10 protein-coding genes are annotated in these 17,339 nt (G+C 74.4%); 2 read left to right on the top strand and 8 right to left on the bottom strand.

Annotated features, from left to right (window positions below; translation table 11 throughout):
- Positions 1–15: 15 nt before the first annotated feature.
- Positions 16–783 carry a DeoR/GlpR family DNA-binding transcription regulator gene (locus ACZ6ZI_RS17265; RefSeq protein ID WP_469521311.1) on the bottom strand — a complete coding sequence of 256 codons (768 nt, stop codon included), beginning with the start codon at positions 781–783 and terminating at the stop codon, positions 16–18.
- A gap of 184 nt (positions 784–967) precedes the next feature.
- On the opposite strand from ACZ6ZI_RS17265, the gene ACZ6ZI_RS17270 reads away from it, so the two are divergent.
- Both ACZ6ZI_RS17270 and ACZ6ZI_RS17275 read left to right on the top strand, forming a co-directional pair.
- Positions 968–2,269: an MFS transporter gene (locus tag ACZ6ZI_RS17270; RefSeq protein WP_469521313.1), complete on the top strand. Its 1,302-nt coding sequence runs from the start codon at positions 968–970 to the stop codon at positions 2,267–2,269.
- A gap of 11 nt (positions 2,270–2,280) precedes the next feature.
- Positions 2,281–2,880: an HAD family hydrolase gene (locus tag ACZ6ZI_RS17275; protein ID WP_469521315.1), complete on the top strand. Its 600-nt coding sequence runs from the start codon at positions 2,281–2,283 to the stop codon at positions 2,878–2,880.
- Between the two features lie 45 nt (positions 2,881–2,925).
- Here ACZ6ZI_RS17275 and ACZ6ZI_RS17280 read toward each other — a convergent pair whose 3' ends face one another.
- From ACZ6ZI_RS17280 to ACZ6ZI_RS17310, 7 genes are all read right to left on the bottom strand, one after another.
- Positions 2,926–3,633 (bottom strand): 4'-phosphopantetheinyl transferase family protein, encoded by a 708-nt coding sequence (locus ACZ6ZI_RS17280; RefSeq protein ID WP_469521317.1) that lies wholly within the window; start codon positions 3,631–3,633, stop codon positions 2,926–2,928.
- Positions 3,634–3,681: 48 nt separating this feature from the next.
- Positions 3,682–5,088, bottom strand: a complete 1,407-nt coding sequence (locus ACZ6ZI_RS17285) for a cytochrome P450 (protein WP_469521319.1) — start codon at positions 5,086–5,088, stop codon at positions 3,682–3,684.
- A gap of 78 nt (positions 5,089–5,166) precedes the next feature.
- Positions 5,167–6,051 carry an SDR family NAD(P)-dependent oxidoreductase gene (locus ACZ6ZI_RS17290; protein WP_469521322.1) on the bottom strand — a complete coding sequence of 295 codons (885 nt, stop codon included), beginning with the start codon at positions 6,049–6,051 and terminating at the stop codon, positions 5,167–5,169.
- An 83-nt stretch (positions 6,052–6,134) separates the two neighbouring features.
- Complete coding sequence (locus ACZ6ZI_RS17295) at positions 6,135–6,572, bottom strand: ester cyclase (protein WP_363059111.1); 438 nt, start codon at positions 6,570–6,572, stop codon at positions 6,135–6,137.
- Positions 6,573–6,667: 95 nt separating this feature from the next.
- Entirely contained in the window at positions 6,668–9,115 is a 2,448-nt protein-coding gene (locus tag ACZ6ZI_RS17300; protein ID WP_469521325.1) for a KR domain-containing protein, read from the bottom strand.
- Positions 9,112–15,333, bottom strand: a complete 6,222-nt coding sequence (locus ACZ6ZI_RS17305) for an SDR family oxidoreductase (protein ID WP_469521328.1) — start codon at positions 15,331–15,333, stop codon at positions 9,112–9,114. The genes ACZ6ZI_RS17300 and ACZ6ZI_RS17305 overlap by 4 nt, the downstream gene beginning before the upstream one ends.
- Entirely contained in the window at positions 15,330–17,255 is a 1,926-nt protein-coding gene (locus ACZ6ZI_RS17310; protein ID WP_469521330.1) for an acyltransferase domain-containing protein, read from the bottom strand. The genes ACZ6ZI_RS17305 and ACZ6ZI_RS17310 overlap by 4 nt, the downstream gene beginning before the upstream one ends.
- Between the last annotated feature and the right edge of the window lie 84 nt (positions 17,256–17,339).

A 17,339-nucleotide genomic window follows, 5' to 3' on the forward strand; every position in this document is an offset into this window, starting at 1 on the left:
CCGACTCCGAGGTGTTCAGTCCTCCACCGGATGGACCACCTCGACCCCCCGGTCGCGCAGCGCCTCGACCGCGGGGGAGTCGGCGGGGGCGTCCGTCACGACCAGGGTGATCTCCTCCATGGAGCAGATGCGGCCCAGTGCCGTCCGGCCGATCTTGTCGGCGGTCGCGACGAGGATCACGCGCTGCGCCGAGGCGACCGCCGCCCGCTTCACCGCGACGTCGTCGAGGTCGTAGGCGGTCGCGCCCTGGACGGGGTCGACGCCGCAACAGCCCAGGACGAACGTGTCGAAGCACAGGTCCTCGAAGGTCCGCACGGGGGTGTGGCCGTGGAAGGACAGCTCCTCGGGGCGCACCTGCCCGCCCGGCATCACCAGGCGCACGCCCGGGTGCGCGGACAGGGCGAACGCCGCGTGCAACGAGAGCGGTGCGACGGTGAACCGGCGGTCCGCCATGGCCTTCGCGACCGCCACGGCGGTGGTGCCTGTGTCCAGCGCGACGGTCTCCCCGTCGGTGAGGAGCGCGACGGCGGCTTGCGCGAGGCGCTCCTTGGCGTGCGATCCGGACAGGGCCCGGATCGCGTAGGGGGGCTCCAGGCCGCCGGGCAGGTTGCTCACGGCTCCGCCGCGCACCCGGCGCAGGGCGCCCCGGGACTCCAGCACCTCCAGGTCCCGCCGGATGGTCATCTCGGACGCCGCGGTGGCCTCGGCCAGCTCGGCCACCGTCGCGCGGTTCTGCCGCATGAGCAGTTCCACGACGAACTTGTGCCTCTCCCTCACGTTCATGTGTCTGCTTTTAGCACAGATGGTGGCGACGAACGCGCGCGATGTGCGATCCGCACAGCTTCGATGTTGAAACGAACATCCAGGATGCGTACTGTGGGCGAGGCGGTGTGAATATCGGGCCGCTATGAACACTTCATGTGTTCATTTCGTCGTGATCGATGACATGAGAGCGTGAGGGAGGGCCATGACCGCCACCCGCGGGACCGACCCGACGGCAGGGGGCGGGCCGATCCTCACCACCACGGCGATCGTCGCCTCGTGCGGGGCGTTCGTGGCGATCGGCGCCCTCCAGGCGCTCTACGGTCCGGCCATCCCGGCCCTGCGCGAGGCGTACGGCATCGGCCCGGCGACGGCCGGCCTGAGCCTCAGCGCGCACTTCGTCGGCGCCCTTCTCGGGGTGCTCGCCTACCACCTGCTGCGGGGTCGCCTGGACAACCGGACCCTGCTCGGCGGCTCCTACGTCCTCATGGCCGCCGGCGCCGCCGCCTTCGCCCTCTCCCCGAGCTGGACCCCCGCCCTCGCCGGCGCGTTCGTCACCGGCCTGGGCTTCGGCGGCGTCGACTACGGCCTCAACCGGCTCTTCGCCATCGGGTTCGGGCCCCGTCGCGGCGCCGCCATGCTCAACCTGCTGAACGGGCACTTCGGCATCGGCGCGATCGTCGGCCCCGCCCTCGTCGGCCGGCTCGGGGTGGAGAGCCACCCCTGGATCTTCCTCGGCGCCGGGGCGATCGGCCTGCTGGTCCTGCCCACCCTCGGCGGGGTGGCCGCCCGGGAACCCGCACCCGCCGCCCCCGCGGACGGCGCACCGCCGGGCGGCGCCCGGGTCCTGCCGGTCATCGCGGCGTTCATCGGCGTCTACGTCCTGCACGTCGCCATCGAGACCGGCGTCGGCGGCTGGGAGCCCACCCATCTCGAAGCCGCCGGCTACGGCGCCGCCACCGCCGCCACCGCGACCTCCGCCTACTGGGCCGCCCTGACCCTCGGCCGCTTCGTCGCCGCGCCGCTGAGCCTGCGCCGGTCCGCCCCGTCGATCCTCCTCGTCTGCTGCGCCGGCATGGCGGGCTTCCTCCTCCTGGCCACCGTCCCGGTCCTCGCCCCGTACGCGTACCTCGGCGTCGGCCTCGCGATCGCGCCGATCTTCCCGACCTGCCTGCCCTGGCTGAACCGCGCCGTACCCGGCGTGGGCGCCGCCGGCGCCTACGTCATCGCCGCCTCGATGATCGGCGGCGTGGCGTTCCCACCCCTGCTGGGCGCCCTCATCGGCGCGACGCACGTCCGGGCTCTGCCCCTGGTGCTGTTCCTGCTCGCCGTCGCCTGCGGCGCACTCGGCCTGTGGCTGCGCCGGCGCGCCCCCGACCGAGCCGGCGCGCCCGATCCCGGCGGAGCGCCCGATCCCGGCGGAGCGCCCGATCCCGGCGGCGTGCCCGACCTCCGCCCGGCCGGGCGCGCGGACGCCGTCACCCCACCCCGAACCCACCCCACGTGAGGAACCCGCACATGAAAGCCGTCCTCTTCGACCTGTTCGGCGTCATCGCGCACGTGCAGTCACCCGAGGCCAGGACCGCCCTGGAACGCGCGGCCGGCATCGACCCCGAGCGCTTCCACGCGGCGTACTGGGCGCACCGACCCCCCTACGACCGCGGCGAGGTCACGGCTGCCGCCTACTGGCAGGCCGTCTGCCTCCCCTCGGGCCCCCCGCTCGACCGGGCGCGCATCGAGGAACTGATCGCCATCGACCTCGCCGGCTGGAGCGGGACGGACCGGCGCATGGTGGACCTGCTCGGCGGCCTCGCGGACCGGGGCGTCGTCCTCGGCCTCCTCTCCAACATCCCCGAGGAGTTGGCCGCCCACTACGAGAGCACCCACCCCTGGCTGGAGCTGTTCGCGGTCCGCGGCCTGTCCTGCCGGATCGGCAGCGCCAAGCCCGAGTCCGCCGCCTACCTGTGGTGCGTGCGCGCGCTCGGACTGCCGCCCGAGGAGATCCTGTTCGTCGACGACCGGCCCGAGAACGTCCGCGCGGCCCGCCGACTCGGGCTGCGCGGACACGTCTTCACCTCGCCGGAGGACCTGCGGACCGTGCTGGAGCGGACGGGGTGAGCGCGGCCCGCCCCGGACACGGCCCGCCCGGACGCGCCGGCGCCGTCACGACGGGCCTTCGCCGGGGCGGGCCCCCTCCGCGCGCCCCGGCCGGGCGGCGGGCACGGTCACGGCCGTCAGCAGGAGACCGTCCTCGACCAGCCAGCGCCCCGCGAGCCGGTCGACCGTGCGCCCGCCCACCCGGGGTGCGGGGACCATGACCCGCGCCTCGAACCGCCCGCCCTCCGGGGCGGCCTCGATCAGTGCGTCCTGGAAGCTCAACTCCTGGCGGGACAAAGGGAAGAAGGCCTTGAACACGGCCTCCTTCGCGCTGAACAGCAGCCGGTCCCAGCACACCCCGGAACCGCCGCGCGGGCCCGCGTCCGCCCAGCGCCGCTCCTCGGGCCGGGAGACGAGCTCGATCACCCCCGGCGACAACGGCTCGTTGACCTCCGCGTCGATCCCCACGGACACCAGATCGCCCGCGCGCGCGACGGCCGCGGCGCAGTACCCGGGGCAGTGGGTGATGCTGCCGACCACGCCCGGCGGCCAGCGCGGGTCGCCGTCGCGGGTGCGCAGCAGCGGATCGCGGGGCAGACCGAGCCCGACCAGGGCCCGCCGGGCGCACTCCCGGCCCGAACCGAACTCGCGCCGCCGCTTGGGCACCGCCCGCACCAACAGGGCCTCCTCCGCCGGGAGGAGCCCCTCCGCGCCCGGCCCGGCGCCGCGCGTCTCGGCCGATCGGACCGGGGCGGGCAGCAGCCGCTCGATCACCGACCGCCCCCGACCCGGCGCCCGACCCCGCCGCCGGCCCCGCGGGGCTCAGGCACCGCCCACCCCGCTCACGGCCGTCTTCCGGGTACGGCGCGGGGCCGTCCTCGGCACCGGCAGGGCCAGCACCTCCGTCGTCGGACGCAGCGAGATGGAGGAGTCCCCGTAGCGCAGGAAGTTCCCGGGGACGAGGGAGAGCCGGAACCGCTGGTTGATCATCGCGACCATCATCCGCAGCTCCATCAGCGCCATCAGGTTGCCGATGCACATGCGGGCCCCCGCGCCGAACGGGATGTACGCCATCCGCGGCCGGGACTTGATCGCCTCCGGGGTGAACCGCTGCGGGTCGAAGGCCTCGGGGTTGTCCCAGTAGCGCGGGTTGCGGTGCGAGGCGAGCGGGGAGAGCAGCACCGAGGACTTCGCCGGGATGTGGAAGCCGCCGAGCTCGTCGGCCTCCACCGTGTCCCTCGGGTAGATCCAGATCGGCGGGTAGAGCCGCAGCGCCTCGTCGACCACCTTGCTCGTGAAGGGCAGGGACTCCAGGTCGGCCGGGTCGGGGATGCGGCCGCCGAGGGCCTGCTCCAGCTCGGCGTCCAGCTCCTCCTGCACCGAGGGGTTCAGCAGGACGGACACCAGCGTCCAGCACAGGGCCACGGCGGTGGTCTCGTGCCCGGCGAGGTAGAGGGTCAGCAGCTCGTCGCGCACCTGGTCGTCGGTCCAGCTCTCGCCGGTGACCGGGTCCTTCGCCGCCTCGATGAGGGCCATCAGGGCGCCCTGACCGGTGTCGGCGTGCTGCCGTCGGATGTCCTCGACCAGCCGCGTGAAGACCGCTCGGTCCCGCTTGATGAGCCGGTTGCGCTTCGTCGGCACCCAGGACGGCAGCATCTCGGAGAGGGTGCCGTGCTTGAACATCACCTCGATCACGTTGTCCACGACGTCCTTGAGGACCGGCGCCTCGGGCCGCACGTCGTAGCCGAACAGCGAACGGCTGAGGGTGACCAGGGTGAGCCGCAGGGTCTCGGTGACCAGGTCCACCGGCTCGCCCCGGCGGGCCTTCTCCTCCCAGACGTCCAACATCTCCTGCGTGGCCTGCACCACGTTGGGCCCGATCGCGGCGACCGCCCCGCGCAGGAACACCGGCTGCATCGCGCGCCGGTGCGAACGCCAGAACGCGCCGTCGGTGGTCAGCAGGCCGTCGCCCATCACGGTGCGGAACTGCTCGTACAGCGTGCCGCGGACGTAGTTGGCGCTGTTGTCCTTCAGCACCCGTCCCACGGCGTCGGGTTCGGTCACCAGGTGCATCGTCACCGGCCCGAGCTGCACCCGGCTGACCTCGCCGTGGTCGCGCTGGGTCTGCAGGAGGAACTCGGCGGTGCGGGCCTTCCACTGCGGCAGACTGCCCAGCAGCGGTATCCCGCGCGGGCCCGGGGCCCGTCGTCCTTCGGTCGCGGTCGTCATGGTCGTGCCTCTCTCGGATGCGGTGCGATGGCGGGCGGGGCGGGCGGGCGGGCGGGGCGGGCCCACGGGCGTACGGGCCTACGGGACCGGGAACTGGCGGCGGAGGTAGGCGTTGTCGAACACGGAGTCCGGGGCCAGTCGGCGCAGCGCCAGGGTGCTCGCCGCCAGGAAGCCGACCGGGTAGCGGGCCTTGGGACGCCGGGACAGCGCCGCCCGCTCGATCGCCCGGGCCACGTCGTCCGCCTCGACGGCGAAGGTGCCCGCGAGCGTGCGCCGGCCCCGGTCGTAGACGGCGGCGTAGTACTCGGCCGTCCGCCGGTGGAAGCGACGGTAGGCCGGGTGACCCTCGCCCTCGCCGGCCAGGTGGGAGACGAACGTGTCGGCCCAGGCGGTGCGCACCGGCCCCGGCTCGACCAGGCTGACGCGGATGCCGAAGCCGGCCACCTCCAGGCGCAGCGCGTCGCTGAGCCCTTCGAGGGCGTGCTTGCTGGCGTGGTAGAAGCCTCCGCCGGGGGCGGCGTAACGCCCGAAGATCGACGAGACGTTGACCACGGAGCCGCCGCCGCGCTCGCGCATGCCGGGCAGGACCAGCTGGGTCAGGCCGACCACGCCGAAGACGTTGGTCTCGAACTGCGCGCGGACCCGGTCCAGTCCGGTCTCCTCGAACGTGCCGGCCAGACCGAAGCCCGCGTTGTTGACCAGGACGTCCACCCCGCCGGCCGCCCGTGCGACCGCTTCCACGGCCGCCTTCGCCGAGTCGGGGTCGGTGACGTCGAGCGCGAGGACGTCCATGCCCTCGGCGGCCAGGTCGTCCAGCGCCTCCGGACGCCGGGCGGTGGCCCAGACCCGCAGGCCGGCCGCCCGCAGACGGATCGCGGTGGCCCGACCGATCCCGGAGGAACATCCCGTGACGAGTGCGTTGCGCGGTACCGGCACGTCTTCCACTTCCTTCTCCGATTCCAAGGTGGATTCCCTCGCGCCCTGAGCGGCCGGCGGTCCGGGGAGCGCCCCGGACCGCCGGCCGCCGCGGGCCGCCCGGCGCTCGATCAGCCGAAGGCGCCCAGCTGCTTGGCGAGGTCGAAGCCGTCCATGGAGAACCAGCTCTCGACGATCACCCCGTCGGCGAACTCGTCGATGACGATCCCGGGAATGGCGAACGACCGTCCCGCGGCCGGGATCCCGTGGTAGTCCTCACCGGTGTGGGTGCCGCGCGCCGTGAACCGGCTGACGACCTTCTCGCCCTCGATGATCCAGTCGTCCACGGTGACCTTCAGGTCCGGGAAGGAGGCGCGCTGGATCCGCACCCACTCCTTCAGGTGCTCGACGCCCTCCTTGCCGTTCTCCGCCGTCCCGTGGCTGATGTGGGCATCGGTCGCGCCCTCGTAGATGACGTCCAGGTTGCCCTTGTTCAGGCACTCCTCGTAGTAGCGCTCCAGGGTGCGCCGGTTGGCGGCCGCGGTCGGGTTCGTGTTCGTTTCGGTCATTTCCTCATCCCTTCGAAGGGCCGCGGGGCGTTCCCCCGCGGCGTGGTGCGTGAGGTCCGGTCGGTCGTCCGGTCGTCCGGTCGGTCGGGCGTCGGTCAGCCGGACAGGCCCGTGACCACCGCGACGGGTTCGCCCGAGAGGGCGTCGACGGCCCGCCACACGTCGAGCCGGGGATCGCCCGTGATCCGCGTCCGGTCGCCCTCGGTCCCGCGCAGCAGGATCCGCGCCACGTCCAGCCGGCCGGACGAACCGGACCAGGCGACGCCGCGTCCGACCGCCGCGCGCAGGACGTTCTCCAGCACGGTCACCGGTACGGCGCAGGCGGGCGGCCGGGGCACGGCCCACAGGTCCGCGGAGGGCGTGCGCCGCACCTCGGCGACGATCGTCTCGGCGCCCCGCGGCTCCCACCGCGACAGCGGAACCACCAGCCCGCGCCAGTCCGGCGTGGGGGCCGCGCCCCAGACGGTGACCTCCGGGCCGGCCGCCGCGTCGGGCCGCGCCGGCGCGACCGGCGGACCCTGCGCGGGCGGGGTGTCCTCCCCGGCCCCCGCCTCCCGGTACAGCAGGCGCATCCGGGCCGCCGCGCCGCCTCCGGCCGGCCGGAAGGTGACCTCCGCCACCCACCGGCCGTCCTGCTCGAAGCCGATCACCTCCCGGCGCAGCCGCACCCGGCCCCCGGCGCAGCGCAGCAGCTCCAGCGGCACCGACAGCTCCTCCACCGAGAGCAGCACCAGCTCCGGCAGGTGCTCTGGGGTCACCCACTCCGCCCCGCGCACGGCGCTCTCCACCAACAGGCTCACCGGCAGCGCCGGTTCGCCGTGCACGAGGAAGTCGCCGACCGCCGCGAGGTCGTCGCCGGCGAAATCGACCTCCGACACGAAGCCCATGTGCGGCTGGTACTCCAGCACCGTCCCGAGGTGGAAGATCTTCGGGTACGTGGCCTCGTAGCCGGGCAGTCGGGGAACGACCGGGTAGCCGACCGCCTGGGTGGGGGAGAGCGCGCGGCCCAGCGGCCCGACGAAGGAGACCTCGCCCCGGGACCCGGCCAGCAGCTCCGAGCGCCAGTGCGCCAACCCGTCGGCCACGTCCATGGCCGCCATGTACCGCAGGCTGGCACCGAAGTTGGCGACGAGCCCGAGCCGGTCCCAGGTCGGCCACGCCAGCGTCATCACCGGGAAGTCGACCTCGCGCTGCGCCCAGAGCCCGAGCCGGGCCAGTGCCTCGTTGGCGGCGGCGTAGTCGAGCTGGCCCACCATCCCGCCGAGCCGGCCGGTCAGGGAGCCGACGGTGCAGAACACCTTCAGCGGCAGGTCCCGCACCGCGTCCCACAGGTGGAGGAACGAATCCACCTTGGTGGCCACGACCGCGGTGATCTCCGCGTCCGACTTGTTCGGCAGCCGGGTCGGCGTGTCCACCCCGGCGTTGTGGATCACCCCGGTGAGGTCGGGGAACTCCGCCACGAGGCCCCGTACGGACGCCGGGTCGGTGAAGTCGCAGGCCCGGTAGTCCAGCCGCAACCCCTCCGCGCGGGCCGACACGAGGTTCCCGACCAGCTCCCAGGTGGCCTCCGTACGCGTGATCTCGCGCCGGATGTCGGCCACCGGGCGGCCCCGACGGTGCTCGGCCCACAGCTCGTCGCGGCGCCGGCGCAGGGCCTCGGGGGTCAGCTCCGGCCAGCTCTCCTCGGGCGGCAGCGCCGCCCGGCCGGTCACCACCACCCGCAGGCCGAACTCCCGGGTCAGTTCGCGGGCCAGGGCCATCCCGATGCCCCGGCCACCCCCGCTGACGAGCAGGGTGTCCTCGGCCGTCCACCGCAGCTTCGGCGCACCGGCCGGCACGGCCTCGGGCCTGAGGACCCAGCGCCGCCCGTCGCGCCGCCCGATCTCGGTGAGACCGGGCAGGGACAGCTCCTCGGCGACCAGCTCGGGAAGGAGCGCGAGGTCGTCGAGGCCGATGTCGAGGACGCGGGCGGAGCAGTTCGGCAGCTCCCGGTGCAGGCTCTTGGCCAGACCGGCCCACAGCCCGCCCAGGGGCTGGGCGACGTCGTCCTCGGGGTGGTGCCCCATGCCGCCGCCCAGATAGCTGACGGCGAGGTAGGTCAGCCGGTCGGCCGAGGTCTCCGCGCTCCAGTCGTCGTAGCAGTGCCGCAGCACGGTGAACGTGCGCAGCAGGGCCTCCCGCCAGTGACGCCCGCCGGGCGAGGTGACGCGGTCCGCGACGGTGAGGTCCACGACGATGTCCGGGATGTCCGGACCGGCCGCCGGGGCCGTCCCCGGACCCGCGCCCGGGGCTCCGGCGGGCACCTCCACGAGCGCGACTCCGCGCTCGCGCAGCGCCGCCCCGACGCGGGCCGCCGTCTCCGCGTCGCCGCCGATCACCACGGCCCGGCGGCCCCGCAGGGACCGTCCGGTCCGCGGCGGCTCGGCGGGAGCGAGCCGCCACAGCATCCGGCGTACGGGCGCGGTGACCGGCCCGGTGCCGCTCCCGGCGGCGGGGGCGGTGAGGGTTCCGGCCCCCGCCCCGTCGATCACGGTCGCGGTCATGCGGACACCGCCGCCCGCGCGTCGGGCCCGTGCACCACACCGGTGACCGGGTCGAGGTAGCCGATCACGGTCGCGGTCAGGTCCTTCATCTGTGCCACCACGCGCCCACCGGGGGCCGCCGCCACGAAGCGGTTGCCCTCCTCGCGCTCCCCGCCGAAGCCGGGGTTGACCACGTACAGGTCCAACTGCCCGTGCTCGGCCGTCAGTTCCCGGTCGTTGGCCTGTTGGTAGAGGTCCACGCGGCGGATCGACAGCGGGGCCGCCACCGGGATCAGACCGTTGACGGGCGCGAGGACGCCGGTACGGGCCATGGCGTCCAGCAGGACGGTCGGCACCAGGAACGAGGACCACGCCGGCTCGGCCGGGTCGAGTTCGGCCCGGTAGACCGCGCGTGCGCCGCGCGGGCCGCTACGGGTCCCGCCGGTGGCCACGAACGGCCCGGTGAGCCGGACCGGAGCGCCCTCGGCGTGGTACGGGTCGGGTACCGGGACGTCCTCGGAGTCCTCCCACGGCTGCCACAGCGGGGCGGCCGGGAAGCCCTTGCCGACCAGGACGCGGGCCGTGAAGTGCGGCCGGCCGGAGACGAGCTTCACGCCCGAGGGGGAGACCACGTCGTAGCTGACCTCCACCTCGACCGTGGTCAGGTCGCCGACCCGGTCCGTGACGGTGGCCGTGATCCGCTTGGGCCCCTGCGGGATCTCGCGGTGCACCTGGAGGAAGTGGAGGAACCGCACGTCCTCCAGGGCGACGACGTCCCCTCCCGGCACCAGGTGCAGGGCCGCCTCGGAGGCCAGCTCCGTGACGAACGTGCCGGGGAGGGTGGGGATGCCCCGGACCAGGTGGTGTTCGAGGTATCCGTCGGTGTCGAGGTCGAAGGCGCACTCGAAGACCGCCGTGGCGCCCTTCGCGACGGCGACGGCGCCGGCCCCGCCCGCGTCCGGTGCCGTTCCCGTCGCCGGGAGTTCACGCCGGAGGTAGAAGCGCCCGCGCCGCTCCCCGCCCGCGGGCGGGGCTTCCAGATAGCCGGGGTAGAACCGCTCCACGGTGGCCCGCTCCGCCTCGCCCAGGTGGACGACGGAGGCGGTGCCGCGCGGCGCGGCGAGTTCGGCGAGGAAGTGGCGCACGCCCTCCTCGACGGGCATGTGGCTGTAGGAGCCCGCCCGCTTGAAGTAGGCGCGGGTCAACTCGTTCGCGCCCATGCCGACCTCGTCCCACAGGGTCCAGCCGATGACGAACTCGGCCGTGCCGGTGGTGGCCGCCGCGTACCCGGCGGCGCTCGCCAGGTAGTCGTTGCCGGAGGCGTAGTCCGCCTCGCCGCGCTGGCCGAAGAAGCCCAGCAGCGAACCGAAGTCGCACCACAGGCGCGGAGCCCGACCGGACAGGGCCCGGTGCAGGTTGCGGTGGGCGGCGACCTTGAGGTCACGGATCCGGCGGAACTCGCCGAAGTCCTTGTCCCGGATCATCGCCGAACGGTTCAGGCCCGGCGCGTTGATCACCAGGTCGACCCGGCCGTGCTCGGCCACCACCGCGTCCACCGCGGCGCGCACCGAGGCCTCGTCCCGGGCGTCGCAGGTCAGGTACGAGACCCGGCCCTCGCCGCTGTGCCGGGCCATCCGGTCCAGGTTGTGCCGCGCGGTGCGGGCGTCCGTCATCCGGTCGAACCGCCGGCTGATGTCGGCCACCGTCCCCTCGCCGGCGCGCACGCCCGCCGAGATGTACGCGGAACGCGTCGCCGCGAACTCCTCGTCGGAGCCCTCGAAGGTCTCCGGCGGGTAGCCGTCGAGGGCGTTGCTGCCCAGGGCGTAGATCCGCGACCCGTAGCGCTCGGCGAGCGCGGTCAGCAGCTCCGCGGTGATGCCCCGGGCGCCGCCGAGGGCGAGCACGACGCTGTCGCGGTCCAGCGGCGCCCCGTCGGCCCCGGCCGGCTCCCGCGGCGCGGGCGCCTCCTCCAGGGCGGGCACCAGCCTGCTCGTCCCGTCGTGGTGGACCACCGGGAAGGTACGGACGAGGTCCGCCTCCAGGGCCGCGAGCCGGGCGCCGACCGACGCGTCCGCGGTCGCCGTGAGGAAGGCGAAGGAGTCCGCGTCGGCGAGTTCCAGGCGGACGCACTTGACGAGCCCGGTGAACAGTCCGGCCAGCGGGTGCGTGACCCCGCCCGGCATCGCGCCCAGCAGCAGGAACACCACGGACGACGTCGCGTCGCCGAGCTCCTCGTAGCGCTGCTGCACGGTCAGGAACGCCAGGTCGTGCAGGGCGGAGATCCCCTCGACCGCACCGGTGAGCGCCTCCTCGGCGGGCACCGAGCCGGTCAGGTCGGCGACCAGGCGCAGGTGGCGCACCGGGCCGGGGACGGAGGCGAGCGCCTCGCGCACGGCGTCGGCGGTGACCTCGGGCAGGTGGTGCCAGCCGGGTCGGGGCGTCGCGGGCCGGACCGTGCTGAGGACGGTGACCTCGGCGGCCGGCGCGGCGATCCGCGCCACCAGCTCCGGGTCGTCGGTCAGCACCACGGCCCCGGCCGGCAGGAAGTCCGCGGCCGTACGGGCGGACGGGTGCGCTCCGGCGGCGGCGAGCGCCGGCTCCGGCCGCAGGGCCGTCGCGTACCGCCGGACCAGCTGCGGCGGGAGCGCGGCGGTGCCTTCCGGGGCGGCCTCGGCGTCGACGCCGGCCTCCGCGGGGGCGGCGGACCGGCCCGGCGCGGTCACCAGCAGACCGGGCGCCACGTCGCCGCCGCTCTCGCGGCAGCGGATGACGGTCGAGTCGTCACCCTGGCGCAGCGCCCGCAGCAGGGCGAGGCCGCCGGCCGCGCCGAGGTAGCGGGCGTACTCGCCCTCGGCGCCGCATTCGAGCTCGGTGGAGTCCGCGGCCGGTCGGGCCCCGGGGGCGAGTTCGTCGACGAAGGCGAGCACGTCGAGCCCCGCCTCCCGGGCCTTGCTCTCGGTGGTGAGGCCGAACAGGAAGGCGCCCTCGGCCGGATCCACCGACCGCCCGCCGAACACCTCGCTCAGCAGCGGCAGGTACTCGGGGAGGCTGTTGCCGTTGATGCCGCCCGCCAGGACGAAGTCCAGTTCGCCGCTGTGCAGGTAGCGGGCCGCCGTCGAGAAGGCGGACAGCGCCGAACCGAGGCCCGCGTCGACCGTGATGTTCGGGCCGTGCAGGTCGAAGTAGTTGGCGACCCGGGCGGAGATGACGTTCGGCATCATCCCGGGGAAGGAGTCCTCGTTGGACGGGGGAGTCATCGAACGGACCCGCTCGCGGAGCCGGTCCACCACCTCGGCGAGCCGGGGCTCGGCCGCGAGCGAGGCGTCGGACCGCAGGCCGCGCTCGATGTCGTCGAGGTAGCAGCGGTTGGCGTACAGCATGGCGGCCCGGGTCGGTCCCATGTGCCCGACGACGACGCCGGTGCGTTCCGCCTTGGCGTCCCAGAACTCCGAGAGCTGGCCCCGCAGTTCGTGGGCACAGGAGATGATCATGAGCTGGCAGCGGTCGATGGTCCGGACGGTGGCGGGAGGCATGCGCACCTCCTGGAAGGAGGGCGCGGGGAAGGTGTCGCCGAATCCCGCGTCGACGGTGCGGGCGCCGTCCAGCCACTCCTGTACGTCCTGCCGGCCCGAGGTGCCCGGCAGCCTGGCCGACCAGCCGACGACGGCGATCCGCTCGGCGGAGGCGGCGGAGGCGGCGACCGGGGCCCGGTCGGAGACCTTGTGGCCCACGCGGTCCTCGCGGCCCTTCCCGCGCGCGTCCACGGGCCGCCCCGCCGGCTCCTCCGGGCTCTCGGAGACGATCAGGTGGGCGTTGGTGCCGCCGAACCCGAAGCCGGACACCGCCGCCGTGCGGCGGCTGCCCTCCTTCGGCTCCCAGGGGCGCGACTCGCTGGAGATCTCCAGCCGCGTCGAGTCCATCTCGAACAGCTCGGGGGCGGAGCGGTAACGGTACTGGCCGGGGATGGTCCGCTCCTGGATGGCCAGGATCGACTCGATCAGGGAGACCACCCCGGCCGCCCAACCGGTGTGCCCGATCAGGGACTTGTTGGAGGTGACGACACTGGCCCGGTCCTGGCCGTAGTGCCCGCGCAGGGTGGTGAACTCGGCCAGGTCGCCGGCCGGGGTACCCGTGGCGTGGGCGTTGACCCAGTCCACGTCAGCGCCGGTGAGGCCGCCCGCCGTCAGGGCGCGGCGCACCGCGAGGTCCTGACCGGCGGAGCTCGGCGCGTAGATCGCCTTGCCCTTGCCGTCGGAGGAGGAGCCGAAGGCCCGCAGCACGCCGAGGATCCGGTCGCCGTCCGCCCTGGCCCGGCTCATGCGCTTGAGCACCACGACCCCGGCCCCGTCGGCGAAGATCACGCCGTCCGCCTCGGCGTCGAGCGAGTGCACCGATCCGCGCTTCGAGAGCCCCTTCAGCTTGGAGAAGAGGACGGTTCCGCGGGGCGCGAGGGCGAAGGCCCCGCCCGCCACCGCGATGTCGTACCGGCCCGAGAGGAGGCCCTTGACGCCGATGTCGATGGCGTACAGCGAGGAGGAGCACGCCGTGTCGACCATCTGCACGGGCGTCTCGTCCGGCAGCACCCCGGCCATGGCCTCCTGGCCCACCTGGTGCGGCAGGAAGCGCGGGGCGTCCGCCCGCCCCCGGTGGTAGCGGGCCGACAGGGCGCGGTCCACGCCCGACAGCAGCCGGTCGCGTTCCGGGCCGGCGATGTCGAGGTCGGAGGTGATCTCGCCGATGAGGTGGTTGGAGGCGGCGAGGACGCCCGCCTCCTCCAGGTGCTGGCTGCCGTCGGCGGTGTAGCCGACGTGGAAGGAGTGGCGGTCGCCCGGCTCGCGGTGCACCCCGTCCAGGGCCTGGACGAGCGAGTGCCGCAGCCACAGCGTGGTCAGCTCGACGTCGTCCGGGGCGGAGCCGAGCCCCTCCAGGGCGGTGGGCTCCGGTCGGAAGTCCGTGATGAAGACGCAGGTGTCCTGGTAGGACTTGTCCTCGTCGGCCTGGTCGGGCGAGGAGAAGGCGGCCCGCTCCCAGCGGTCCTCCGGCACCTCGATGAACAGTTCGGCTCCGGTGGTGCGCAACTCCCAGAGCTCGGCGGGGCTGTTGGCCCCGCTGACGGCCAGGCCCATGCCCACGACGGCGATCTCGTCGTCGTCCTCGTCCTCGTACGCGTCCTCGGGGGACCCGGCCGGCGCGTGCTCCGGCGCGGCGTGTACGGGCGCCACGGGCTCGGGCGGCGCCACGGTCTGCGGTGCCACGGGCTGCGGTACGACCTCGACGGCGGGCGCGACCTCGGCCGTGACCTTGTCCGCGACCTCGGCCGTGACCTCGACCTCGACGGCGTCCGCGACCTCGGCCGTGTCCTCGGCCGTGACCTCGGGCGCCGGGGCGCCCACGGTCGGGTCCGCGGCCCGGGCCGGTGCCAGCAGGGTGGACCCGAGGGTGAGGCCGCCGTCGGCCAGGATGACCTGGCCGGTGATCCAGCTGGACTCGTCCGAGGCCAGGAACGCCACCAGGCGGGCGAACTCCTCCTGCGTGCCGAGGCGCCCCAACGGCGTGCCGTCGATCACGGCCCGCTGCATCGCGGCGGACTCGGGGAACTTGTCGGCCACCTCGCTCGCCAGCATGGCCGCCGAGGCGATGTTGACGCGGATGTTCCGCGGGGCGAACTCCACCGCCAGGTAGCGGGCGGCGGCCTCGGCCGCCGCCTTCGCCGGTGCGCAGGCCAGGTAGTTGGCCATCACCATCTGCGAGGCGCCGAGCGCCGAGACGGTGACGATCGAACCGCCTCCGGAACGCGCCATCAGCGGCGCGGCCGCCCGGGCGCAGCGCAGACCGCCCTTGAGGTTGGTCTCCAGCGCCCGGTCGAGATCGGCGTCCGTGGTCTCGTCCACGGACAGCAGCGCCCCGTTGGCGGCGTTGTTGACGAGGATGTCGAGCCGACCGACGCGCTGCTCGATTTCCTCGAACATCCGTGTGACCTGCTCGGGGCGGGCCACCGAGGCCCGGAAGATGTCCACGGTCGCGCCCAGGGCGCGCAGCTCGTCGCGGGTCTGCTTGGCCTGCTCGTGGGAGTGGAAGTAGTTGATCAGGACGTGCGCGCCCCGCTCGGCGAGCGTGGTGGCGATGGCCTTGCCGACGTTGCGGGCTCCGCCGGTGACGAGCGCCACCTTGCCCGTGAGGTCGGCCGCCGCGCCGGTGGCGCGGGGGCGGCCCCGGTCGGTCGTGTGGTCGTGGGTCATGCGGCGACACCTGTCGACTGGAGGGCGCGGAGTTCGTCCGCGATCAGGGTGACGATCTTGTCGAGGGTTCCGTAGTCGGCGAGGCGGAAGTCGCTCGCGCGGGTGGGGAGTCCGTAGTGGCGGGAGGCGCGGGCGAGGAGTTCGACCTGCTTGACGGAGTCCACGCCGAGTTCGGCTTCGAGGAGGGCCTCGGGGGTGAAGACCTCCTCGGGGTACTCCAGGGCCTCGGCGTAGATCCCGCGGACGACCGCGAGGATCTCCTCCCGGTCCGGCAGGGCGGCCGCGGCAGGCTGAGGCAGGGCGCTCACGGGAGCGGAGGCGTCGGAGGCGGGCGCGGTCGTGGGCGCGGGCGCGGCCTTGGGCGCCGCCGTGGTCGGCGTGGCCGTGGGCTCCGGACGCCGGGCGCCCAGTTCGTCCGCGATCAGGGTGACGATCTTGTCGAGGGTTCCGTAGTCGGCGAGGCGGAAGTCGCTCGCGCGGGTGGGGAGTCCGTAGTGGCGGGAGGCGCGGGCGAGGAGTTCGACCTGCTTGACGGAGTCCACGCCGAGTTCGGCTTCGAGGAGGGCCTCGGGGGTGAAGACCTCCTCGGGGTACTCCAGGGCCTCGGCGTAGATCCCGCGGACGACCGCGAGCAGCTCCTCCCGACCCGGAACCGCGGCGGCCGCCGCGTCGCCCGTGGCGGCGTCGGCCGCGACGGCCCGGGGCGCGCCGGCGGTCCCGTCCGCTCCCACGGTGGGGGCGCCCGCGTCGAGGAACTCCCGCAGACGGCCGGCCGCGACCTCGGTCAGCTCGGCGCGGTGGGCGTTCCAGAACGCCTCGAACACCTCCTGCGGCGCGTCGGGCACCAGGTGCAGGCGCACCGAGCGCAGCCCGTCCTCGCCACCGCCGGTCAGGCCGGCGGTCCGCAGCGAGCCCAGGGTGGTGGAGAGCTGGAGCGCCCCGCCCTGCCCGGTGGCGAGCGTGGGCAGCGCGGTCGTCAGGGAGCCGTCGGCCGCGTCGAGCGGGCGGACGACCTTCGAGACGAGCGAGGTCAGCACGGCCCGCCCGCCCGCCTCCACGAAGGTGCGGTGGCCGCGGGCGCGCAGTTCGCGCACGGCGGCGGAGAACCGTACGGGCTGGGTGAGGTGTTCGGCCAGGCGCTCGGCGAGCGGCTCCCGGGGCTCGTAGAAGCGCCCCAGGATGGGCGAGTACACCGGGACGGTCAGCGGCCGCCGGTCGAGCGAGCCGAGGAACGAGGCGAAGGCGGGCGCGACGTCGGCCAGCGCGGGGTTGTGGAACGCGAAGGCCGAGTCGAGCTTCAGGGAGCTGATCCGCAGCTGGTCGGCGATGGCCTTGACGCTCGCCACCACCTCGTACGGGCCGCTGAGCACGGTCTGCGTGTCGTGGTTCTCGGTGGCGACGGACAGCAGCGGGTGGCCGATCAGGCCCACCAGGTGGCGGGCCCGGTCCGGGTCGGCGGCCAGCGCCACCATGGCGCCGCCGTTCTCCCCGTCGCCCTCGCTCTCGGCGATGACCATGATGCGACGGGCGACGATGCGGGCGCCGTCCTCGACGGAGAAGGCGCCGGCCGCCACCAGCGCGGTGATCTCGCCCAGGCTGTGCCCGGCCAGGACGGCAGGCCGCAGGCCCTCGTCCTCCAGGATCCGGTACGCGGCCAGGGCGGCCCCGTAGATGGCCAGTTGGGACACCCAGGGCTCGTCCGCGAGGAGCTTGGGGAGTTCGACGTCCGAGGCCTCCAGCAGCAGCGGCGAGAGCCTGCGCGAGAACAGCTCGTCGGCGACCGTGTCGACACGGTCGAAGACGGTCCGGACCTGGTGGTGGCGCTCGTGGGCGCGCCGCAGCGCGGCGCCGTCGAAACCGCCCTGACCGGGGAAGAGGACGACCGGTCCGGTGCCGGTCGTGGTGTCGGTGGATGTACTCATCAGAGGATCTCCATGAAGGGTCTACGGCGTGGACGGGTACGGCCCACGGGCACGCGGCGGGGCCGGCGCGCGGACGGCCGGCGC

The organism is Streptomyces sp. NPDC103540 (assembly GCF_055584445.1).